This window comes from Nonomuraea sp. NPDC049709, from assembly GCF_040674815.1.
In the GTDB taxonomy this organism is placed as follows: Bacteria; Actinomycetota; Actinomycetes; order Streptosporangiales; family Streptosporangiaceae; genus Nonomuraea.
Genome location: NZ_JBFANM010000130.1, coordinates 1 through 20,771 on the forward strand (window position 1 = coordinate 1; position 20,771 = coordinate 20,771).

Below are 20,771 nucleotides of genomic sequence, written 5' to 3' on the forward strand. Positions count from 1 at the left end.
CCGGTGTCGACCGCGTTGAGCGTGCGCTCCCACAGCTCCAGCACCCGGTGGGCGATGGCGTCGCCGCCGCGGCGGTCGACGAAGTCCTTCGCCTTGGACAGGTATTCCTGCTGGATCTCCAGGCTGGAGGCCTCGCGCCCGTTGGCCAGGCGGACCCGCCGCCGCCCGGTCATGTCGTGGGAGACCTCGCGGATGGCCCGGATCGGGTTCTCCAGGCTCATATCGCGCATCACGGTGCCGGCCTCGACCATGCGCAGCACCAGGTCGGTGGCGCCGACCTTGAGCAGCATGGTGGTCTCGCTCATGTTGGAGTCGCCCACGATCACGTGCAGCCGGCGGAACCGCTCGGCGTCACCGTGCGGCTCGTCCCGGGTGTTGATGATCGGCCGGGACCGGGTGGTGGCCGATGACACGCCCTCCCAGATGTGCTCGGCCCGCTGCGAGACGCAGTAGACCGCACCGCGCGGCGTCTGCAGCACCTTGCCCGCCCCGCAGATGATCTGCCGGGTGACCAGGAACGGGATCAGCACGTCGGCCAGCCGGCCGAACTCGCCGTGCCGGCCCACACAGTAGTTCTCGTGGCAGCCGTAGGAGTTGCCGGCCGAGTCGGTGTTGTTCTTGAACAGGTAGATGTCACCCGCGATGCCCTCCTCGCGCAGCCGCTTCTCGGCGTCGACGAGCAGGCCCTCCAGGATGCGCTCCCCGGCCTTGTCGTGGGTGACGAGCTCGATGACGTTGTCGCACTCGGGGGTGGCGTACTCGGGATGGCTGCCGACGTCCAGGTACAGACGGGCGCCGTTGGGGAGGAAGACGTTGCTCGAGCGGCCCCAGGACACGACCCGCCGGAACAGGTACCGGGCCACCTCGTCGGGGGACAGCCTGCGCTGGCCCCTGAACGTGCACGTGACGCCGTACTCGTTCTCCAGGCCGAAGATGCGACGATCCATTGCCTCACGCTACTCCCCCATCACGGGCTCGCCCAGATCATCGGCGTCGAAGGGTACGAACGCCGGCCGTCGGATCCGGCGTTCGGAACAGCGGAACAGCCATTGTCGTGAGAACGATCTTGCTCTTCGTAGTTGCCATGAACTGGCCGAACGTGAAGTGCCAAGATGCTCGAGCCAGTGATCTCTCTCCTGCAGGACCTTTCCCGCGCAGGACCGGCACGCCCTCGCCGATCTGACCAACCAGTGCGCGCAGGAGGAATCCGACCCTGAGCGGCAGCTGACCGTCTGGGAAGCACCCGAAACCCTGGGACTCCTGGTCTGAAATCCTTGAACCAGGGAGAAACCGGGCGGGCCGCCATCCGGCTAATGTTGCTCCGCATGACGCACACCGAGATCGAGATGACCGCGGAGTTGGTGCGGGATCTGCTGCGTGACCAGCACCCCGACCTTGCCGATTACCCTGTGAGGCTCGGCGCGCGTGGCTGGGACAACCAGCTGTGGCGGCTCGGCGACGACCTCGCCGTCCGGATGCCCCAGGCGACGGAGTCCGCGGACGAGCTGCTGCTCAAGGAGCACGCCTGGCTGCCCGCTCTCGCCCCGCGCCTTCCGCTGCCGGTTCCCGTCCCGCAGCGCCTCGGCGAGCCCTCCGCGCGATTTCCGCATCCCTGGATCGTCACCACCTGGGTGCCGGGCGAGCCCGCCGACCGCGCCCCCGTCACGCGCGGCGCGGAGGCGGCCGACGCCCTGGCCGCCTTCCTGACCGCTCTTCACCAACCCGCCCCCGAAGAGGTGGACACCGTCGGCCAGGGCCGGGGAGGGCCGCTGGCCGGCTCCTCCAAGTGGGTCGCCGAGCAGCTCGCCTCGGCCACCGAGCTGGGGCTCATCCCCGACCCGGACGCCGTACGCGCCGTCTGGGACGACGCCGCCGCCGCACCCGGCTGGGCCGGCCCGGCGCTATGGCTTCACGGCGACCTGCATCCGGCCAACGTCCTCACCGCGGACGGCACCATCTGCGGCGTGATCGACTTCGGCGCCCTGTTCGCGGGCGATCCGGCCTGCGACCTCTCCGCCGCCTGGACGCTGCTGCCGGACGGCACCGCTGACCGCTTCTATGCGGCTTACCAGCCGGCCCCGGACGCCGCGACCCTGCGCCGCGCCCGTGGTTGGGCCGTGATCCGCGCCCTCGTCGGCCTCCACGTCGGCGACGCCGGCGTCCACGGCCGGCCAGGCGGCAAGGCCACGTGGGGCCCACCCGCCCACGCGGCACTGCGACGCCTCATCGCAACGGCCCATCGCTGATCGATCGCCTCCTCACGCGCTCGAATGCCTTCGCGCGGACCTCACCATGCTCGGCATGCTGGGGTCTACTTGCCTGACGTGCCTTGACGACCCTCCAGCAAGTACGTTCGACAACCCCAGACAATCATCGGCCCTCGCCGAAGTGCTCTTGAGCGTGCGGCCTGACGCTCCCGCGATGCCGGGCGGCTCGGTCTTCCTCACTGTCGAGGTCGACGTCGGCGAGGAACATGGGATGTCGAAGCCGGTTGACCCGGGACCGCGCGGTGAGTCTGCCGGTCAGCGCTGGTATGGAGCCGTCCCTGCTGGTATCCGTCGGAGTGATGTTCTCCGGGCCCATGACGTCTCCCCCTGCCGGTTTGAGGATCCCACCGGCACCCGCCCGAAGAGGCGGGAACCGGTGCGAAGTCCACTGTTAGGGCCAGGCGGAGGCCGCCGCCGCGGTGGGTGCGCCGGGTGGCCTCTCCGTCGCGCAGAGCGGTGTACACCTGGGCCTCAGCCTCGCGTTGTCGGCCTCTGCCGACAGCTGACGCGCCGGTGGAGGTGATCGTGCGCAGGCCCCGGATGTGGTGCGCCGGCTACCGCTTTCCGACGGTGTAGGTCAGGTGGGTCACCCGGGGCGAAGTGTCCGTACGGGTCTGGTCGAGGGTGAGGCGGGACGTGTCCACGCGGTCGAACAGGCGGATGCCGGTGCCGAACAGCACGGGCGCGAGGGTAATCGAGAACTCGTCGATCAGGCCGCTGTCCAGGTACTCCTGGATCGTCTCGGCGCCGCCGGCGATGCGCACGTCGCGGTCGCCGGCGGCCTCGCGGGCCTGGTCCAGTGCGCTGGAGATGCCGTCGTTGACGAAGTGGAAGGTCGTACCGCCCGGCCGCTCCCACGGGTCACGCCTGGTGTGGGTCACGACGAACACCGGGGTGTGGAACGGCGCCTCCTCCGGCCATGCCAGCTCGCCGGCGTCGAACATCCGCTTGCCCATGACGCTCACACCGGTGCGCTCGTACGTCGCCCGGGCGATGTCGTTGTCGAGACCTTCCTCGCCGCCCTCGCCGAGCTTGAGGTTCTCCCTGAACCACCGCTGCGGGAACGCCCACGCCTGCAGCTCCGACCACTTCGTCATCCAGCGCTGGACCCTCGGGTCGTTCTGACCTTCGGGCGAGAAGACGTCCTCGACGGGCACGGCCTCCGGCGCCATGAAGCCGTCGAGCGACATCGTCACGCTGAAGAACACCTTCCCGGCCATCAGCCCTCCGCTCCCTTCGGTGTGGTCTCGTTCCAGGTGAGTTCGGCGACGTAGAGCTCCAGGTTGCGCAGGGTCTGCTCGCCGCCCTCGATCGCGTGGTATTTCTCCACCGCCTCCTCACGGAGTTCCTTGGTGGGGAAGACCGTACGCATCACGATCCGGGTCTCCTCGCCGGCCGGCTCGAAGGTCAGGACCGACTCGAAGGCGTTGGGGTCGTCGCGGGACTCGCCGTGCACCAGCGCGATCCGCTCCGGCGGGACGATCTCGGTCCAGGTGATCCACTCCTGGTAGTCGGTCCCGTCCGGCCCGTGCATCACGAAGGCCCAGGCTCCGCCGACGCGGAACTCGAAGGACCGCGTCGTGGTCGTGAACCCTTCCGGTCCCCACCACCGCGACAGGTGCCGGACCTGCGTGAACGCCTCGAACACCAGCTCCCGTGGGGCGCCGATGGCCCGGGAGACCACGATCTCGCGGTCCGCGGTCGTGTGGTCGGGCGCGCCGCCGCTACTGGTCGTCGTCATCCGGTGGTTCCTCCTGCTTTGCCTGTTTCAGATCTCGCACGTACTCGTCCAGCCGGTCGAAGGTCTCGTTCCAGAATTCCTCGAAGCCGCCCACCCACTCGTGGACCGGCCGCAGCCCGTGGGCGTCGAGGCCGTACAGCCGCTGCTTGCCCGCCTCGCGGACCCGCACCAGCCCGACCTCGCGGAGCACCCGCAGGTGCTTGGACGCCTGTGGCTGGGTCATCCCCAGGTTCCGCGCCAGTTCGGTCACGGGCCGCTCGCCGCCCCGCAGCAGCACCAGGATCTCCCGCCGCTGCGGCTCGGCGATCGCATTGAACGCGTCCGAGGTCGTCGCCGCTCGTGCCATGGCGTCATCATATGCCTATATCGGAATGCGTCAACGGCTGTGAGACCAACGGCCGGCTCGGGCTGGTCCGGCTGGCCAACCTGACCGTGACGAAGGAAGGTGCGGGAACGCGTGGCTCGTGAGCAGCCGGCCACCAGGACCGCAACGGCGACCTGGCCTGGGCTCACCGGATGCTGCTCCTGCGCTGGCGGGCGGTCACGCACCCCACCTCGTCGGCCTCGTTCGCGCCGGAGCCCGCTTCGAACGAGGCGTTCCCGTCGAACGCGAGTCGGCCACCGCAGCCTGAGGTGCGGTGCTAGACAGAGACACCGTGAGAGAGACAGCAAGGAACCAAGGCAGCCGCGGCGAGCTCATCGGTCGGCTGGCCGAGGCGATCAGGTCCGTCACGACCGAGCACCCGCTGCGGGTCGCCATCGACGGGCCGCCCGCGGCCGGCAAGACCACGCTGGCCGACGAGCTCGCCGTCGTCCTGCGCGCGCAGGACCGCGCCGTCATCCGCGCGAGCATCGACGACTTCCTCTTCCCCCGCGCACAGCGCTACCGACGCGGCCAGTACTCGGCCGAAGGCTGCTACTTCGACGCCCACGACCACGCCGCGCTGTGCCGGGTCCTGCTCGATCCGCTGGGCCCGAGCGGAGACCGAAGGTTCCAACACGCGGTCTACGACAAAGACACCGACACCCCATCCACCCCGCCGGCCACCACCGCCCCCGCAGACGCCGTACTGCTCTTCGACGGCGTCTTCCTCCTGCGCCCAGAACTCATCGACCGGTGGGACCTGCGCATCTTCGTGTCCGTCCCCTTCGAGCAGACGATCGATCGCGCCCGGGACCGGGGCACAGCGCTGGCCGGATCCACCGCCGACACCGCCGAAATCGAACGGTCCTGGCGCAACCGCTACATCCCCTCCCAACAGCTCTACTTCGCCACAGCCCGCCCAACCGACCACGCTGACATCATCGTGTACAACGACCAGCTCCAACGGCCGACCTGGGAAGTCCGACCACACTCATCGACATACAGGATTTGACGATTGCTCTGGCCCCCCTGAGTCGGCCGTCTCGTCCGGCCACGGTGCCCAGCCCACGAACATCCGCGGTGGGGACGCGGTTCCTCGACGGCCGGACACTGATCGGCACGGGAGAGGTGGCGCCGCACCCCGGGCCGCGTCGGCCTACCGTGCCCTTCACGGATGAGACGGCTCCATCCGAAGGAGGATGCGCGTAGTGCCGGGGCGCTGCCAGGGTCGGAAACAGGCGACCGCTGGGCCGCCCCGATCCGGAAGGACTCCAGCAGTGTCATCGAGACACACCTGGGTGGTGCGGGGTTCGGCGCTGATCGCGGGCCTCGCGCTCGCGGGCGGGCTCACCGCGACCGCTCCCGCCGTGGCGGCGGAGCAGGCCGAGCTCACCGCGCCGGCCCTCACCGGCCAGTACGACGTCGGCACCACCGACCTCCACCTCCTCGACCCGTCCCGCCCCGATCCGTGGAAACCGGAACGGCGCCGGGAACTCATGGTCACCGTCACCTACCCGGCGGACCGGTTCGCCGGGGGCCCGCGGGCACCGTGGCTCACGCCCGGCATGAGCACCGTCATCGACCAGGCGCTGGCGGGCGAGGACTACCTCGATCTCCCGGCCGGCTCCATCGACTGGGCATCGGCGAAGCGAAGGGCCAAGATCGGCGTCCCCGTGGCGCACGGGGCGCCGAAGCCGGTCGCGCTCTTCTCCCCCGGCTTCGGCAGCCCGCGGGAGACGTACACGGCGATCGTCGACGATCTGGCGAGCCGCGGCTACGTGGTCGTCTCGCTCTCGCACACCTACGAGAGCGTGGCGGTCGAGTTTCCTGGCGGGCGGCTGGAACTCGCGGTGTCCGGGGGTGAAGGCCCCGAATTCGAGAAGAAGGCGCTCGACGCCCGGGTCGCCGACAGCCGGTTCGTCCTCGACCAGCTCGCGAAGATCACCCGGGGCGAGAACCCCGACGCGGGGAAGCGGCCGCTCCCCCGCGGGCTCGGCCGGTCGCTCGACCTGTCCCGGGTCGGCGCCTACGGGCACTCCTACGGCGGGTTCACCGCGGGCGAGACGATGGTCCACGACCGCCGTATCGACGCCGGGATCAACCTGGACGGCGCGATGGCGACCGCGTTCGGCTATCCCCCGGGGACTCCTTACGTGCCGGGCGAAGTCACGAAACGCGGCCTGGACAGGCCGTTCCTCCTGATGGGCGCCGAGGGCGTCGACGAGAACGGCAAACCGCTCGAGCACACGCACCGGCATCCCGAATTCGACCGCAGCTGGGCGGACTTCTGGGCCAACCAGCGAGGCTGGAAGCGGGATCTGCTCCTGCGCGGCGGCAGCACGCACATGGGCTACAGCGATCTGCAGATCATCGTGCCGCAACTCGGCGCGCGCGTGGCGCCGGACAAGCGTGAGGCGGTCATCGGCACCATCGATCCCCGTCGTTCGCTGGCCGCGCAACGGGACTACATCGGCGCGTTCTTCGATCTGCACCTTCGCGGACGGGACCGGCATCTGTTCGACGGCGAATCCCCGCGGCACCCGAACATCGACTTCATCGACTAGGGACTGAAGAGGACCTTCCCCGCATCGGCGACCCGGGCGGCGGGCCCGTTGGGCAGGACTACCGGGGTGAGATCACCGTGTTCGCCGATGCGGAGGGCTGTCACGGCTGCTTCCTGGTCGGGAGGGTGGCAATGCGGCCGGCGATGTCCGGGAACGACGGCATGTCCAGATGGACGGTGGTCGCGCGGCAGACCATCGCCTCGCTGCCGCTCCACCGTTGGCCGGCCGAGGCTTCCGAGCCGGTCGCCACCCCCGGCGCGACCAGCATCGAGCTGAAAGCGGCCGACAACCGCTGGCTCGACGGCCAGGCCAGCCATGCCCGCGAGCAGCTGGACACCCTGCCCCGCCGGGAGGAGCTGCTGACCCGGATCCGCGAGCTTGGCGGCGCGCTCCCGCAGTACTCGGACTTCACGCCGGCGGGCGACAGGATCTTCTACCTGGCGCGCGAACCGGGCGCCAGCCGGTGCCGGATTCTTGCGCACATCACCGCGGAAATTTCCCGCTGATGGGATCTCTCCGCGGAAGGAGCGCCTGGCCTGGTCGAACGGTCAGGACTGGAGTATAGGGAGGAGCCTGCCACGTGTGGCCGGTGCCGGGCGACGACGAGGCGGGTGTTGTGAGGTGGACCAGGCGTTGATGGCCGCCCCGGTACGTGCGAGGGTGGTCAGCGACGGAGGGGGTGAGCGATGAGGTCGTTCACGGGAAAGATGGCCGTCGTCACCGGAGGCGGCGCCGGGATGGGACGCGAACTGGTCGTTCAGTTGGCCGCCGAAGGCTGTTCGGTCGCCGCGTGCGACGTCGACGAGGCCGGGCTGGCCGTCACCGCCGACCGAGCCGCCAAAGCCGCACCCGGCGGCGGCGATGTGCGGGTCACCACCCACCGCTGCGACGTGTCGGACGAGGCTCAGGTGACGAGGTTCCGCGACGAGGTGGTCGAGCGGCACCGGACCCACCACATCAACCTGCTGTTCAACAACGCCGGCATCGGCGGCGGCAGCAGCTTCGTCACCAGCCCCCGAGCCGAGTGGGAGCGTACGTTCGGCGTCTGCTGGGGCGGGGTGTACAACTGCACGCGTGCGTTCATGCCGCTCCTGATCGCCAGTGATGAGGGGTGCCTGGTCAACACCAGCAGTGTCAACGGGTTCTGGGCGGCCGGCCCCGGTCTGCCGATGAGCGCGTACAGTGCCGCCAAGTTCGCCGTGAAGGGCTTCTCCGAGGCGATGCTGACGGACCTGCGGATCAACGCGCCGCACGTACGGGTCGCGCTGGTGATGCCGGGGCACGTCAGCACGGAGATCGTGATCAACTCGCGCCGGATCCACGGCCACTCCGAGCCTGACGACATGACCGCCGAGGAGCTCGCGGACGCCCGCGTGCTCGCCGCCGCCTTCGCGGGCGTTCCCGCCGACCGGTTGAGTGATGAGGAGGTTCGGGCTGCGGTCAAGAGCATGGGTGAGTGGTTTCGCGACACCGCGCCGCTGTCGGCCGCCGACGCCGCGACCGTCATCCTTGATGGCGTACGCGCTGGCACGTGGCGCATCCTGGTCGGTGATGACGCCCGCGCGCTCGACGCGGCGATGCGTGCCGACCCGCTGGACCTGTACCGGCCCGACAGCCCGACCCTGGCGGCCGTGTTTCCCGACATGCGCCGTCGCGAGGAGTGACTTCGGATTCGGCAAGCCGGTCACCCGGCGGTGCCGGAGATTCCGGCATCGTTGCCACGCTGAGGGGCGCCGACGTTCGTGTGGACGTACGGCACGTGGGCACCCAGACCGGCTCCGGCACTGGGCCGGTCACGCAGTACGTGATGCCGCCGGACGACGACCCCGGCGTCCCGCGCTGGGACGAGAAGTACGCCCGGTCACCGGCCGGGTTGAAGGCGGGCCCGGTGATCTCCGACGCGCTCTGCCCGTTGACCCGCAGGAACGGCGCGATCTTGTCATCGGACGTGATCAGGCGGATCTCCATGTTCCCGCCGTTCGGCCGCGAACAGGTCGCCCGAGGCGGAGCCGGTGACGTTGTCGACGCCGGTGAGCGGCGGCGTGCCCGAGCTGACCAGGCTGTCGTCGCAGGCGAGCTCGCTGACCAGCACTCAGACACCCGACGCAACGTCTGATCGGCCTGTAATCCGGGCGGAGGATCTGGGCCCGCTGCCCGACGGGTGGTTCAGAATCCGATGGTTTCGCGGAGCAGCAGGACGGTGCCGCGTCCAGGCTGGTATTCCGCGTTGAGGATGAGAAGGCGGTTGATGGCGCTGGGCCACCCATGGGCCTCCTGGGTGCGGGCGTTCTCCAGCGGCAGGCAGTGCTCTTCGACGCGACGCAGCGCGACGCTCAGATCGGGCACCACCTTCTGCGCCCCGACGATCCAGATCGCACGGGCGGCGCCGCCGGAATAGCTGGGCAGCTGGCTTCCGCTGCCCGAGGCGACCACGAGGGAACCGGTCTCGGTGACCGCGTGGACGCTGCCCACGACGACGTCTGGGCTGGCGCGCAGCCGCCGGATCTCGTCCGCCTGGGTGGTGCGGTCCATGGCCAGGGTGCGCGGCTTGACGGCCTCGTATCGCCCACTGGTGTTGATGTCCTCATCGATGCCGGACAGGCGGAGGGTCTCGCTGGCCCCGGTGAACACACTGGCTCCGTCGGGTATCAGCTCCCTGACACGGGTACGCGCGGCGGCGGCGTCATCGAGGATCTCGACGGTGAAACCGTGCGCGGTCAGCGCGGCCGCCGCCTGCTCCAGACGCTGCCCGGGCGCCGCGTCGGCGAACTGCGTTTCCGGAATCGATGTGGTCATGATGCCTCTGAGCTCCCTGTTCGCTGGATGATGTGTTGGTCCCAGCAGTTCGACAACGCAGCGTTCAGGAATGTCAGGCCGGTGCGTCGCCTCACATTCCGGTGCGCCGTCTTGTCGAACTGGTGAGGACAGATGCGACAGAGGGAGCCGACGGCGCCATGACCACCCGATCCGAGCCAGAGCAGGGCCGGTCCGACCCGGGCCTGGACGCGATCATGAGCGAGCGGCGTCATCTGATCAATCTCGCGTACCGGTTGCTGGGCTCGATGACCGAGGCCGAGGACGCCGTACAGGAGACCTACACTCGCTGGTGCGCCATGTCCAGGCAGCAGCAGGACGCCATCGCGTCTCCCGGCGCCTGGCTGACGACCGTCGCCGGCCGCATCTGCCTCAACCTGCTCGGCTCGGCGCGGGCCCGGCGAGAGACCTACGTCGGCGAATGGATCCCCGAGCCGCTTCCCGACGGCACCGTCGCCGACCCGGCCGACCGGGTCACCCTCGACGAGTCCGTCAACATGGCCTTCCTCGTCGTACTGGAATCGATGACCCCGGCCGAACGCGTCGCGTTCGTCCTGCACGACGTCTTCTGCCACTCCTTCGCCGAGGTGGCCGAGATCGTCGGCCGTACTCCGGCGGCATGCCGCCAGCTGGCCTCCTCGGCCCGCCGTCGCATCCGGGCCTCGCAGCCTTCCGCGACCCCGGCAGCCCAGCCCACCGGCGTCGTCAGGGACTTCAAGCAGGCCTGGGAGGCCAAGGACATCGACGCCCTCATCGGCCTGCTCGACCCCGACGCCACGGCGATCGCCGACGGCGGCGGCCTCGCCACCACCTTCCTGCACCCCATCGAGGGCAGTGAGCAGATCGCGCGCGCCTGGGTCGAGATCGCCCGCCGCAGGCCCGGCAACATGACCTTCCTGGAGCGTACGGTCAACGGTCAGCCGGGTCTGGTGGCTCAGCAGGACGGCGTCGTCGTGACGGTGTTCGCGTTCGAGGTCGCGGGCGACCGGATCAGGCACATCTGGGTAGTACGCAACCCCGACAAACTCCGTCGCTGGACGACGGGCTGGGGCGCGTCTCCCTGCGCTCTGTGAGACGCCCGACGCCCCACCCGTACCGGAACGGTCGGTGGCGATAGCCCGAGCCCCAACGGCTCGCCAACGATGCCACTGACCGTTCGGTCGCTGCTCAAGCCCCGAGCCGCAGGGCGTGCTGGGCGACCATGGGGGTGGCGCGGCCGAGGAACGCATCAACCTCGGCTCGCGCGGAGCACATTGGGCAGTCGAAGCGTTCGACGGCGGTGGCCGGGTCAGCGGGCCCGGTCATGTCGCGGAACCTATCGCACGCCGGGTTCTGCGAAGTCGGTTTTGCGAGAGGTTGCCCATAGCTGCGGCCTGATGTACGTCAGTCGGGGTGAGTGGGACCTATGGCCCGTATGACGAGTGCGATGAGCCTTTCCAGGTAGGCGTCGTCGGGCAGCGGGTAGTGCAGGGCCTGCCGCCGGTAGATCGGCGAGTGAAGGACGTCAAGCGCCACTTCGAGATCGGCGTCGAGGGCGAGTTCCCCGTTCTCTCGCGCCTTGGACATGCGCTCCTCGAGCTGGGCGACCCGGTGGTCGATCAGCCGTTCGCGCAACTGCTGGGCGAGGTGGGCGTCTAGCTGGCTTTCAGCCAGCAAGCCGGTGAACGCCGGGCCGAGATGCGGATCGCGGAAGACGCCGAGGATGCCGCTGAGCCAGGCGTACAGGTCGGCTGCCAGGTCGCCGGTGTCGGGGAACGTCTCCGGAATGGGAGCCGCCACGTCGACCGCTTCCAGGACGATCGCGCTTTTGGCGGGCCACCATCGGTAGATGGTCGCCTTGCTGACACCGGCACGGGCGGCGATGGCATCGACGGTCGCCGCGGCGTATCCCCGCTCCACGCACAGCTCCAGGGCCGCGGCCAGGGTCGCCCTGCGGCTTTGGTCCCGGCGACGGTCCGGGTTCGGGGTTCGTGTCATGCTCACAGCCTAAACGAAACGTATCGTTTTGACATATCGGCATCTCTGGTGTCACTCTGCACGACGAAACGAATCGTTTCGGCAACTTGAGGACATGGAGTGATCACGGTGGACGTCAGCCGTTACCAAGCGGCCGAGCGCCTGCTCCGGCACAACCGGGCGGTGCTGATACGCGGCGGCAAGGTCAATCCTCAGTGGGACGGCGCCCGCTTCTGGTACACGGTGGACACCCGTGACGGGAGGCGCTTCATCCTCGTGGACCCCGCCGCCGGATCCCGCGAGCCCGCCTTCGACCACCACCGCCTGGCAGCCGCGCTGGCGGCGGCCACCGGTCAGGAGGTAAGCCCGGCCGCGCTACCGTTCTCCGGCATCGAGATGGGCGAGGACGCGGTCGAGTTCTTCGCCTTCGGCTCCATCTGGCGCTGCCGGCTGGACACCTACACGTGTGCGCCCGCTACCCGGGACACCGCTCACGGCGCCGGCTTCCTGGAAGTGCCGTCCCCGGACGGCAAGCTCGTGGCTTTCCTGCGCGGGCACGACCTGTGGGCGCGCTCGGTGGCCGACGGCCGCGAATGGCCCCTGACCACCGACGGCCAGGAGGACAACGAGTACGGCGCCACGCCGTTCGCCCCGTCGGTGCTGCCGAACAAGCTCGGGTTGCGCAGCCACCTGCCGCCCGCCCTGGCCTGGTCCCCCGACTCGACGCGCGTGCTGACCCACCGCACCGACCAGCGCGCGGTCCGCCGCACCCAGATCATGGAGGCGCTGCCGGCCGACGGCAGCGTCCCGCGGCCGATCATCCAGCGCTACGCCTACCCCGGCGACACCCACATGTCGCAAGGGGAGTTCGTGGTGATCGACGCCGCGACCGGCCACGTCGTCAAGGCGCGCACGGCCCCCGAACCCATGCCGTTGGTCTCGCCGATCGCCTCAGGCTGGGCCTGGTGGGCCAAAGACGGCTCGGCCGTGTACTACCTGAGCCAGCCCCGTGACCAGCGCTCCCTGCACCTGAACCGGCTCGACCCCGCGACCGGACAGGTGCGCACGGTGCTGAGCGAGAGCGGCCCGACCCGCGTTGAACCCAACCAGGCGGGGGCGACGCCGATCGTCCAGGTCCTGGCCGGCGGGTCACAGGTGCTGTGGTACTCCCAGCGCGACGGCTGGGGCCACCTCTACCTGTACGACGCGCACACCGGCACACCGATCCGGCAAGTCACCTCGGGCGCCTGGGCGGTGCAGCGCATCCTGCACGTGGACGAAGCGGCGCGCGAGGTCTACATCGCCGCCTCCGGCCTGGTCGCCGAGGACCCTTACCGCCAGTCCGTGTGCCGGGTGAACCTCGACGGCACCGGCTTCACCCGCATCACCGACGACGACCTGCACCACATGGTCACCGTCTCCCCCTCTGGGGACTGCTTCATCGATTCGGCCTCCACCATCGAGCACCCTCCGGTGACCACCGTGCGCGGGTGGGACGGCCGGGTGCTGGTCGAACTGGAGCGAGCCGACGTCACCCCGCTGCTGGCGACCGGCTGGACCCCTCCGGAACGGTTCCGGGCCACGGCCGCCGACGGCGTCACCGACGTCTACGGGGTCATCTACCGGCCACACGACTTCGACCCCGGCCGCCGCTACCCGGTCATCGACCACGTCTACCCCGGCCCGCAGAGTCCCCGGGTCTCGCCCTCCTTCGACCCGGGGATCCTCGGCCAGGAGGCCGAGGTGCTGGCCGCGCTCGGCTTCGTCGTCGTCGCCGTCGACGGACGGGGAACCCCCGGCAGGGACAAGGCCTTCCATGACGCCTCCTACGGCAACCAGGCCGCCGCGGGTGGCATCGCCGATCACGTCGCCGCCCTCCGGCAACTGGCCGCCACCCGTTCCTGGATGGACCTCGACCGGGTAGGAGTGACCGGCCATTCCGGGGGCGGATTCGCCGCCGTCCGGGCCATGCTGGCCTTCCCCGACGTGTTCAAGGTCGGGGTCGCCGAGTCGGGCAACCACGACACCCGCCTGTTCCACCTGCACTTCGCCGAAGCCTACGACGGCCTGGACCCAGCCGCCTGGGCCCGTTCGTCGAACGTGGAACTGGCCGACCGGCTCAACGGCAAGCTCCTGCTGATCCACGGTGGAGTGGACGACGTCGTCCACGTCCACCACTCACTCCGGCTCGCCGAACGGCTGATGGCCGCCGACAAGGACGTGGACCTCCTTGTGGTCCCCGGCGCCGAGCACTTCTTCATCGGCTACGAACACCACGTCAACCGGCGTAAGTGGGACTTCCTCATCCGCAACCTCATGGGAGTCGAGCCGCCGCGGCATCGCCTCACACCGGTCGCACCCAGCATGGAGCTGATCGTCAGCCTGTTCAGCTGACCGGGACCGACTTCGGCCCATTCACCAAGATCAAACGCCAGGTGGATCTGGGCATCACCGCGGTCGGGATCATGATGCCGACCATCCGGTCTGGGACTCAGACCAAGAGCCGGATCGAGGGAACCTCCGCATCAACCGCGATCTCCGTCTTGCATTCGCCGCACCGTGGACTCCAAGGACGTTCGAGGGACTCCTCGGTGGGCCTGCTGCTGAGTGCCGTCGGCATCGGGCTGGTGATCGGCTACGCGCTGCTGAGCAGGTACGGCGCCCGGGCGCGACCGCGACCGCGGGCCTGTACGCAGGCCCGCATATAGCTAGTCCAAGTCCAACTATAGACTTGGACTAAATTTCGTCTTAGTCTAAGCACGGGAGGCATGATGTCACTGCGTGAGATGAAGAAGGAGCAGACCAGGCAGCTGATCGCCGACACGGCGTGGCGGCTGTTCGCCGAGCAGGGATTCGACGGCGTCACCGTCGCCGAGGTCGCCCGTGAGGCACAGGTCGCCAAGGCGACCGTCTTCAACTACTTCCCGACCAAAGAGGATCTTTTCTACGCGCCGTTCGACGCCTTCGGCACACGGTTGATCGAAGCGATCGGCAGGCGGCCTCCCGGAGAGACTGTGCTCGCGGCCTTCCAACGCTTTCTGCTCGACGCCAACGGCCTGCTCGACCAGGTGGAAGCCGGAGACGAGGCCGCTCTGCAGGCGGCACGGACGGTCGCCCGCGTGATCGCCGGCAGCGCCGCGCTGCAGGCGCGCGAGCAGCAGGCGATCAAACAGCACACCGACTCCCTGGCGCGGCTCCTGGCGACGGAGACCGGGGCGACGGAAGACGATCCCGGTCCTCAGGTGGCGGCGAACGCGCTGATGGGAGTGCACCGCACCCTGACCGAGCACGCGCGCCGCCGCATCGCCGAGGACCGGACCGCCCGGCTCGGCACCGACATCCGGACCCTCTGCACGCGGTCCTGCGCCCTCCTGGAACGCGGCCTGGCCGAATATGCCCCGGCCCTGCCCCAGCGCTGAACGTTCGGCGCCGCACGCGGACAAGCATCCCTTACCTGTCCCTAGTTACCTGTCCCTGGAAATGGAGACGCCACCATGAATCCGCGCGCCTTACCGAGTTTCCTGGCAGCAACGACCACGGCTTTGCTCATCGCGGTATTGGGCACACCTATCCCTGCCGTCGCCGCCGCCGCGCCCGGTCCGGTGATCGAGCCGGTACGTCAGTGCGGCGACCTGGAGCAGCGTTTCGACCTGCCGGGCGCGACGACCCATGTCACGAGCGCCAAGGAGGCCAAGGAGAACGACCAGAGCGAGCCGAAGCATTGTGACGTGCACGGCTACGTCGAGCCTGCGGTGCAGTTCCAGCTCAGGTTGCCGTTGCAGACGTTCACGGGCCGTTACGTGCAGCATGGCTGCGGCGGGTTTTGCGGACGGATCACCGAGCTGCCGTTTCCTGACTGCGGAGGGGATCTCGGCGGGGACGTCGCCATCGGAGCCACTGACGACGGTCATGTGTCGCAAGGGCTGGAGGAACAGTGGGCGGCGAACAACCAGGCGGCGCGGAACGACTACTTCTATCGCGCGCCTCATGTGCTGTCGGTGGCGGCCAAGCGGATCATCACCGAGTTCTACGGGGCACCGCCGAAGCGGTCGTACTTCAGCAGCTGCTCCAACGGCGGGCGGGAGGGACTGCTACTGGCGCAGCGCTATCCTCACGACTTCGACGGCATCATCGCCGGCGCACCGGCCCACGTCATGGGCCCGCTGTTCGGCGTCTACGCGCCCTGGCTGGCTCGGACGAACACCGCTGCCAACGGTGAGCCGATCATTACGAGCGACAAGCTGCCCGCCTTGCACAAGGCCGTGGTGGCGGCCTGCGATCGGCATGATGGACTGGCCGATGGACAGATCGATGATCCACGCGCCTGCCGGTTCGACCCGGTGCAGGTGCAGTGCCCGGCCGGCACCGACCAGCCGCACTGCCTGACGCCGCGTCAGGTCGCGATCGCCCGCGCCTTGTACGCGGGGCCGACGGACCCGAACGGGCGCCGGCTGTACCCCGGCTGGCAGACCCACGGCTCCGAACTCGGCTGGGACGGGATAATCACGCCCTCCGCCGGACTGGGCGGTAACTCGTTCGCCGCATGGCTGGGGGACAACTACCTCAAGTATGTCGGATTCCCGATCGGCACCCCGCACTCCTCGCTGGCCGAAGCCTCCTTCACCGCGGCCGAGTTCCACCGGCTGACCGCCGAAGGCGTCAAGGGCAACGCCATGAGCCTCGATCTCCGCGCGTTCCGCCGGGCCGGAGGCAAGCTCATCCTGTGGCACGGCTGGGCCGATCCTCAGCTGCCGGCGACCGCGACGGTGGACTACTACCAACGGCTGTCACAGGACAACGGCGGCCTTCGGGAGACCCAGCGGTGGGCGCGGTTGTTCATGGTGCCCACGATGTCGCACTGCGGCGGCGGCTACCGGCTGAGCGAGTTCGACCCGCTCCGTGAGCTTGTCACATGGGTCGAACGGGGCGCGGCGCCCGACCGGGTCATCGCCGTGGGCAGGGACGCGCAGGGTGCGGTCTCCCGGTCACGACCGGTCTTCCCCCATCCGCTGGTGGCCGCCTACGACGGCACCGGCAGCATCGACCACGCGGACAACTTCGTCCCCGCACCACCGCGGCGTCCGTCATCGGACACCATCCGCTGGATCGGCAGCCACCTCCACGAGCTGCCCGGACCCGTGGCGCCCTAGTCCGGGCATCTCCGTCCTGGTGGCCCGGTGCGATCTCCCCTCTTGCGTTGCCGTCCCGGACCCCACAAGATGAGGGCCGCAATCGCTGGACCACCGCCAGTGGGGTAGGGCGAAGCCGCTCGGCAGCACGTAGGCGGCTCGATGAGTTCCACCTCAGTGCTGGTCCCTGCCACGGGACCGTTGCCACATGCTCGACTACCACGGCAGCCGGTGGCGGGACCCGCACATCTCAAGACCGCGATCGCACTACGCACAGCGCCCCTGAAGCCCAGCTCGGAAGAAAGAGAGCATGTCAGTCTCCGACGGAAGCACCGGAACCGAACCAAGAAGAGCGAGCGGGTTACAGCTACTGCGCGACAGCACAGGATTCCGCTCGCTGTGGTCGGCACGAGTCATCTCGGTGGGCGGTGACGCGCTCAGCCTTGTCGCGCTGATGCTCCACGTCGCCGACACCACGGGGCAAGCGATCGCGGTCTCACTGCTGCTGCTCGTCGGCGATTTCGTTCCCTCGCTTCTCAGCCCGATCGCCGGCGCAATCAGCGACCGTTTCGATCTCAAGCGGGTGATGATCGCATGTGAGCTGGCACAGGGGACGGTGCTCCTGCTCATCGCTCTCTCGTTGCCGCCGCTACCTCTGCTGCTGGTGCTGGTCGGGCTGCGCGCGATTGCGGGACAGGTGTTTCTGCCGGCCTCACGCGCGGCGATACCGGGACTGGTTCAGGACAAGGACCTGGAGACCGCCAACGCCACGCTGGGGTTCGGCACCAACTCGGCCGAGGCTCTCGGGCCGCTGGCCGCGGCCGCACTCTTTCCCTTCGTCGGAATACGGGGCGTGCTCCTGGTCGACGCCGTCTCCTTCCTGCTTGCGGGCGCGGTACTGCTCAGGCTGCGGTCGCTTCCCCCGATGCCCTCCCCGGAAGGAACGAAAGCCTCGCTCCTGGCGGATGCGAAATCCGGGCTCGGCTACATCAGGTCAGCCAAGGTGGTCCGGGTCATCGCCCTGGGTTTCTGCGCCATCGTGGCCTTCAATGGAGTGGACGACGTCGCCTTGGTGCTCCTGGCCACCGAATCATTCGCGGCCGGCGATTCGGCGGTCGGCCTCCTTCTGGGCGCCGTCGGCATCGGCCTGCTCTTCGGATACGCGCTGACGGCCCGCTACAGCGCTCGAATGTCGCTGGTGACCCTGCTGGTCGCCGGCTTCGCGGTGAACAGCGCCGGCAACCTCCTCACCGGGCTGGCCTGGGCCGTCGCCGCCGCGTTCACGACCCAGTTCATCCGCGGATTCGGTATCGCGGCGATGGACGTAGCCACCAACACCATGCTGCAGCGCCTGGTCCCTCAAGGAATGCTCGGTAGAGTCTTCGGTAACCTCTATGGAGCAATCGGAGTGGCCGCCGCGCTGTCATATATAGCGGGCGGGTTCCTGCTGGATGCCACCTCAGCACCGACAACCCTTCTCATCGCGGGTGGCGGGGGCCTGCTGACCACCACGCTTGTCGCATTGACGCTGCCAGGAGTGCTGCGCAGGCGCACTGCCGACCAGGACAAGGACGCCACCGAAACGCAGGGCGGCACGCAGTGACGATCTGCCGCACCTTGATCGGTGAGCGCCACCTATCGCGGACGGGGACTTCGGGACGTGGCCTCAAATGCCGAGTGAGGTCACGCTGGTCATGCGTGGAGAGTGATGAGCGTGTGGATGCGACCGGTCACGCGTGCTGTGATCGGTGGTTGCTCGGGCTCATGCCCTTGACGCGTTTGAATGCCGCGCTGAAGTTGAACGCGTCGGCGTAGCCCACGCGGTTGGCGACGTCGGCGATGGTCGCGTCCGGTTCGATGAGCAGATCCGAGGCGATGGTCATGCGCCACTCGGTGAGGTAGGCCAGCGGGGGTTGGCCCACGAGCGTGGTGAACCGGCGCGCGAAGGCGGAGCGCGAGACACCGGTCCGGGAGGCCAGCTGCGCCACCGTCCAGGGACGCGCCGGGTCGTCGTGCATGAGTCGCAACGCCTCGCCAACGATCGGGTCGCTCAGCGCCGTGTACCAGGCCGGAGCGCTGGTGTCCGGGCGGTCGAACCAGGCGCGCAGTGTGCAGACGAGCAGCCAGTCCAAGAGGCGGTCGAGCACCACCTGCTGTCCCGGCCGGTCGTGCGCGACCTCCGCCGCGATGTACTCGCGCACCGCGGCGGTGTCGCCGTCCACGGGCACGGTCAGCACCGGAGGCAGCGCCTTGAGCAGCCGCTCGCCGATGTCGCCGCGCACCGGATACGCGCCCACGATCAGCGTCGTGGCACCCTCGGGGTCGCCGTACGTCCGCCGGCCGAGGCGGTGGACCGTGCCGCCGTTCGCGGGGATCGCGCCGTGCTCTCCGCAGTCGGTGGCCGCCGGCGCTCTCGTGGCCGGATCGTCGACGAAGAAGAACGGTTGTGGGCCGCGCACGACCACCGCCTCACCGACCGTGACGCGTTGAGGCGCCTGTGCCTCGGCCATGATCCACCCCTCGCCTCGAAGCAGGCCGCACAGTGTCAGCGGCGCGCCGTCGGCGAACCGCAACGACCACGGCGGCGACAGGATCGAGTGCCCGAAGACAGAGCCGTTGGCGCGTACCCCGCGCAGGAGATCGGCAAAGGCGTCCATGGCTGAAGCGTAGACGAATGGACATGCAAAGCGCGGTTTTGACCCATGGAAAGTCCACGTCTGGCACGGTTTGCTGAGATGCATGAGCCAAGACGTATTTCTGGTACTGGGTGCCACGGGAAAGACCGGCCGGCGGGTGGCCGCCAGGCTGCGGGCCTCCGGCAGGACCGTTCGGGCGGCCTCCCGATCGAGTGAGGTGCGCTTCGACTGGGCGGATCCGGCCACATGGGACGACGCGGTCAACGGTGTCTCAGCAGTGTACGTCATCGCGCCCGAGGTGCCGGGTCCCGCGCACGAATTCGTACCCGGAGCGGTGGCCGCCGGCGTGCGCCGGTTCGTGCTGCTGTCCGGGCGCGGCGCCGACACCTGGGGCGACTCCCCTTTCGGCCTGGACGTGCGCTCGGCCGAGGAGGCCGTGCGCGCCTGCGGCGTCGAGTGGTCGATCCTGCGCCCGACGAACTTCAGCCAGAACTTCGACGAGGATTTCTTTCACGCTCCGATCATGGCGGGTGAGCTGGCGCTGCCCGCCCGTGGCATTGTGGAGCCCTTCATCGACGTGGACGACATCGCCGACGTCGCGGTGGCGCTGCTCACCGAGCCCGGGCACGCCGGCCGCACCTATGAGCTGTCCGGCCCGCGGGGGCTCACCTTCGGCGAGGCCGTCGAGGAAATCGCGCGGGCATCGGGCCGGCCGGTCCGTTACGTTGAGGTCTCGCCCGAGGAGTTCGTCGCCGCGCTCGTGGCGCAGGGGTTCTCCCCCGAGGCCGCAAGCTACGGCCGGGAGATGTTCGACCTGATGCGCCGCGGTGTGACCGCTGAGGTCACCGACGACGTGCACCGCGTCCTGGGCCGCCCGCCCCGCGATTTCGAGACCTATGTCGCGCGCGCGGCGGCAGCGGGGGCATGGCGTTGATGCCGGTCCTGATGCCTGGCACGACGGGGAAGGCCGGCCGCCGGGTGGCGACGCTGCACGGAGCAGCCTGAGTCGGACCTGCTCCGGCTGGCCGCCGGGCTCCTGGAGGAGATCGTCCAGCCGGACGCGGGGCCGCGGACCAAGGGCACGGGCACTGGCCCGAGGACGTACGCGCGGCCGCCGCGGGCCGGTGGCCTTGGGTGCCGAAGGGACCGTCCTGGTCGAGTGGGGCCGGCATGGCGGCCGTGGCGGGGGGCTGGGGCGTCAGCTACGGGCGCCGAGGTGGAGGCCGCCGCTGGCGTCGATGACCTGGCCGGTGATCCAGCGGCCGTCGTCGGAGGCGAGGAAGGCGACGGCGTCGGCGAC

20 protein-coding genes are annotated in these 20,771 nt (G+C 69.3%); 12 read left to right on the plus strand and 8 right to left on the minus strand.

Features of this window, described 5'->3' with window-relative positions; translation table 11 throughout:
* A partial coding sequence (locus AB0J69_RS58015; RefSeq protein WP_364137193.1) for a proteasome accessory factor PafA2 family protein occupies positions 1-947 on the minus strand: 947 nt, incomplete at its 3' end.
* 378 nt (positions 948-1,325) lie between these two features.
* Here AB0J69_RS58015 and AB0J69_RS58020 point away from each other — a divergent pair.
* Positions 1,326-2,246 (plus strand): phosphotransferase, encoded by a 921-nt coding sequence (locus AB0J69_RS58020; protein WP_364137195.1) that lies wholly within the window; start codon positions 1,326-1,328, stop codon positions 2,244-2,246.
* Between the two features lie 575 nt (positions 2,247-2,821).
* Here AB0J69_RS58020 and AB0J69_RS58025 read toward each other — a convergent pair.
* Genes AB0J69_RS58025 through AB0J69_RS58035 form a run of 3 tightly spaced genes read right to left on the minus strand, consistent with a single transcriptional unit; the run spans position 2,822 to position 4,354 of the window.
* Positions 2,822-3,487: a dihydrofolate reductase family protein gene (locus tag AB0J69_RS58025; RefSeq protein ID WP_364137197.1), complete on the minus strand. Its 666-nt coding sequence runs from the start codon at positions 3,485-3,487 to the stop codon at positions 2,822-2,824.
* The gene (locus AB0J69_RS58030; RefSeq protein ID WP_364137199.1) at positions 3,487-4,008 is read right to left on the minus strand and encodes an SRPBCC family protein; all 522 of its coding nucleotides are present in this window, start codon (positions 4,006-4,008) and stop codon (positions 3,487-3,489) included. Before AB0J69_RS58030 ends, AB0J69_RS58025 begins: the two co-directional genes overlap by 1 nt.
* Positions 3,992-4,354, minus strand: coding sequence for a metalloregulator ArsR/SmtB family transcription factor (locus AB0J69_RS58035; protein ID WP_364137201.1), 363 nt, complete (start codon positions 4,352-4,354; stop codon positions 3,992-3,994). The genes AB0J69_RS58030 and AB0J69_RS58035 overlap by 17 nt, the downstream gene beginning before the upstream one ends.
* A gap of 310 nt (positions 4,355-4,664) precedes the next feature.
* On the opposite strand from AB0J69_RS58035, the gene AB0J69_RS58040 reads away from it, so the two are divergent.
* The 5 genes from AB0J69_RS58040 to AB0J69_RS58060 all read left to right on the plus strand — a co-directional run bounded on the left by AB0J69_RS58040 (position 4,665) and on the right by AB0J69_RS58060 (position 9,052).
* Complete coding sequence (locus tag AB0J69_RS58040; protein ID WP_364137203.1) at positions 4,665-5,384, plus strand: cytidylate kinase family protein; 720 nt, start codon at positions 4,665-4,667, stop codon at positions 5,382-5,384.
* A gap of 265 nt (positions 5,385-5,649) precedes the next feature.
* Positions 5,650-6,936: a lipase gene (locus AB0J69_RS58045; RefSeq protein ID WP_364137204.1), complete on the plus strand. Its 1,287-nt coding sequence runs from the start codon at positions 5,650-5,652 to the stop codon at positions 6,934-6,936.
* A gap of 77 nt (positions 6,937-7,013) precedes the next feature.
* A complete protein-coding gene (locus AB0J69_RS58050) occupies positions 7,014-7,442 on the plus strand; it encodes a hypothetical protein (RefSeq protein WP_364137206.1) in 429 nt (142 codons plus the stop codon).
* A 180-nt stretch (positions 7,443-7,622) separates the two neighbouring features.
* The gene (locus AB0J69_RS58055; RefSeq protein WP_364137208.1) at positions 7,623-8,600 is read left to right on the plus strand and encodes an SDR family NAD(P)-dependent oxidoreductase; all 978 of its coding nucleotides are present in this window, start codon (positions 7,623-7,625) and stop codon (positions 8,598-8,600) included.
* Between the two features lie 80 nt (positions 8,601-8,680).
* The gene (locus tag AB0J69_RS58060; RefSeq protein ID WP_364137210.1) at positions 8,681-9,052 is read left to right on the plus strand and encodes a hypothetical protein; all 372 of its coding nucleotides are present in this window, start codon (positions 8,681-8,683) and stop codon (positions 9,050-9,052) included.
* A 50-nt stretch (positions 9,053-9,102) separates the two neighbouring features.
* Here the strand turns inward: AB0J69_RS58060 and AB0J69_RS58065 are convergent, their stop codons facing one another.
* Positions 9,103-9,732 carry an LUD domain-containing protein gene (locus AB0J69_RS58065; protein WP_364137212.1) on the minus strand — a complete coding sequence of 210 codons (630 nt, stop codon included), beginning with the start codon at positions 9,730-9,732 and terminating at the stop codon, positions 9,103-9,105.
* Between the two features lie 158 nt (positions 9,733-9,890).
* Between AB0J69_RS58065 and sigJ the strand changes: the two genes are divergently transcribed.
* Complete coding sequence (gene sigJ / locus AB0J69_RS58070) at positions 9,891-10,823, plus strand: RNA polymerase sigma factor SigJ (protein WP_364137214.1); 933 nt, start codon at positions 9,891-9,893, stop codon at positions 10,821-10,823.
* Between the two features lie 94 nt (positions 10,824-10,917).
* Here the strand turns inward: sigJ and AB0J69_RS58075 are convergent, their stop codons facing one another.
* Both AB0J69_RS58075 and AB0J69_RS58080 read right to left on the minus strand, forming a co-directional pair.
* Positions 10,918-11,055, minus strand: coding sequence for a hypothetical protein (locus AB0J69_RS58075; protein WP_364137216.1), 138 nt, complete (start codon positions 11,053-11,055; stop codon positions 10,918-10,920).
* 78 nt (positions 11,056-11,133) lie between these two features.
* Positions 11,134-11,727 carry a TetR/AcrR family transcriptional regulator gene (locus tag AB0J69_RS58080; protein ID WP_364137218.1) on the minus strand — a complete coding sequence of 198 codons (594 nt, stop codon included), beginning with the start codon at positions 11,725-11,727 and terminating at the stop codon, positions 11,134-11,136.
* Positions 11,728-11,835: 108 nt separating this feature from the next.
* Between AB0J69_RS58080 and AB0J69_RS58085 the strand changes: the two genes are divergently transcribed.
* The 4 genes from AB0J69_RS58085 to AB0J69_RS58100 all read left to right on the plus strand — a co-directional run bounded on the left by AB0J69_RS58085 (position 11,836) and on the right by AB0J69_RS58100 (position 18,438).
* Positions 11,836-14,100 (plus strand): DPP IV N-terminal domain-containing protein, encoded by a 2,265-nt coding sequence (locus AB0J69_RS58085; protein WP_364137219.1) that lies wholly within the window; start codon positions 11,836-11,838, stop codon positions 14,098-14,100.
* Positions 14,101-14,474: 374 nt separating this feature from the next.
* Entirely contained in the window at positions 14,475-15,125 is a 651-nt protein-coding gene (locus AB0J69_RS58090; protein ID WP_364137221.1) for a TetR family transcriptional regulator, read from the plus strand.
* Positions 15,126-15,263: 138 nt separating this feature from the next.
* Positions 15,264-16,856, plus strand: a complete 1,593-nt coding sequence (locus AB0J69_RS58095; RefSeq protein WP_364137223.1) for a tannase/feruloyl esterase family alpha/beta hydrolase — start codon at positions 15,264-15,266, stop codon at positions 16,854-16,856.
* A gap of 289 nt (positions 16,857-17,145) precedes the next feature.
* Positions 17,146-18,438 (plus strand): MFS transporter, encoded by a 1,293-nt coding sequence (locus tag AB0J69_RS58100; protein WP_364137225.1) that lies wholly within the window; start codon positions 17,146-17,148, stop codon positions 18,436-18,438.
* A 127-nt stretch (positions 18,439-18,565) separates the two neighbouring features.
* On the opposite strand, the gene AB0J69_RS58105 is transcribed toward AB0J69_RS58100, so the two are convergent.
* Entirely contained in the window at positions 18,566-19,492 is a 927-nt protein-coding gene (locus tag AB0J69_RS58105; protein WP_364137227.1) for an AraC family transcriptional regulator, read from the minus strand.
* 82 nt (positions 19,493-19,574) lie between these two features.
* On the opposite strand from AB0J69_RS58105, the gene AB0J69_RS58110 reads away from it, so the two are divergent.
* The gene (locus AB0J69_RS58110) at positions 19,575-20,405 is read left to right on the plus strand and encodes an NAD(P)H-binding protein (RefSeq protein ID WP_364137229.1); all 831 of its coding nucleotides are present in this window, start codon (positions 19,575-19,577) and stop codon (positions 20,403-20,405) included.
* Positions 20,406-20,771 lie beyond the last annotated feature (366 nt).

Excerpts from the sequence above, each read along its gene's own strand:
- AB0J69_RS58075 (WP_364137216.1), bottom strand. The coding sequence starts at position 11,055 with ATGACCGGGCCCGCTGACCCGGCCACCGCCGTCGAACGCTTCGACTGC.
- AB0J69_RS58025 (WP_364137197.1), bottom strand. The coding sequence starts at position 3,487 with ATGGCCGGGAAGGTGTTCTTCAGCGTGACGATGTCGCTCGACGGCTTC.
- AB0J69_RS58030 (WP_364137199.1), bottom strand. The coding sequence starts at position 4,008 with ATGACGACGACCAGTAGCGGCGGCGCGCCCGACCACACGACCGCGGAC.
- AB0J69_RS58105 (WP_364137227.1), bottom strand. The coding sequence starts at position 19,492 with ATGGACGCCTTTGCCGATCTCCTGCGCGGGGTACGCGCCAACGGCTCT.
- AB0J69_RS58065 (WP_364137212.1), bottom strand. The coding sequence starts at position 9,732 with ATGACCACATCGATTCCGGAAACGCAGTTCGCCGACGCGGCGCCCGGG.
- AB0J69_RS58080 (WP_364137218.1), bottom strand. The coding sequence starts at position 11,727 with ATGACACGAACCCCGAACCCGGACCGTCGCCGGGACCAAAGCCGCAGG.
- AB0J69_RS58055 (WP_364137208.1), top strand. The coding sequence starts at position 7,623 with ATGAGGTCGTTCACGGGAAAGATGGCCGTCGTCACCGGAGGCGGCGCC.
- AB0J69_RS58090 (WP_364137221.1), top strand. The coding sequence starts at position 14,475 with ATGATGTCACTGCGTGAGATGAAGAAGGAGCAGACCAGGCAGCTGATC.
- AB0J69_RS58110 (WP_364137229.1), top strand. The coding sequence starts at position 19,575 with ATGAGCCAAGACGTATTTCTGGTACTGGGTGCCACGGGAAAGACCGGC.
- sigJ (WP_364137214.1), top strand. The coding sequence starts at position 9,891 with ATGACCACCCGATCCGAGCCAGAGCAGGGCCGGTCCGACCCGGGCCTG.
- AB0J69_RS58035 (WP_364137201.1), bottom strand. The coding sequence starts at position 4,354 with ATGGCACGAGCGGCGACGACCTCGGACGCGTTCAATGCGATCGCCGAG.
- AB0J69_RS58100 (WP_364137225.1), top strand. The coding sequence starts at position 17,146 with ATGTCAGTCTCCGACGGAAGCACCGGAACCGAACCAAGAAGAGCGAGC.
- AB0J69_RS58020 (WP_364137195.1), top strand. The coding sequence starts at position 1,326 with ATGACGCACACCGAGATCGAGATGACCGCGGAGTTGGTGCGGGATCTG.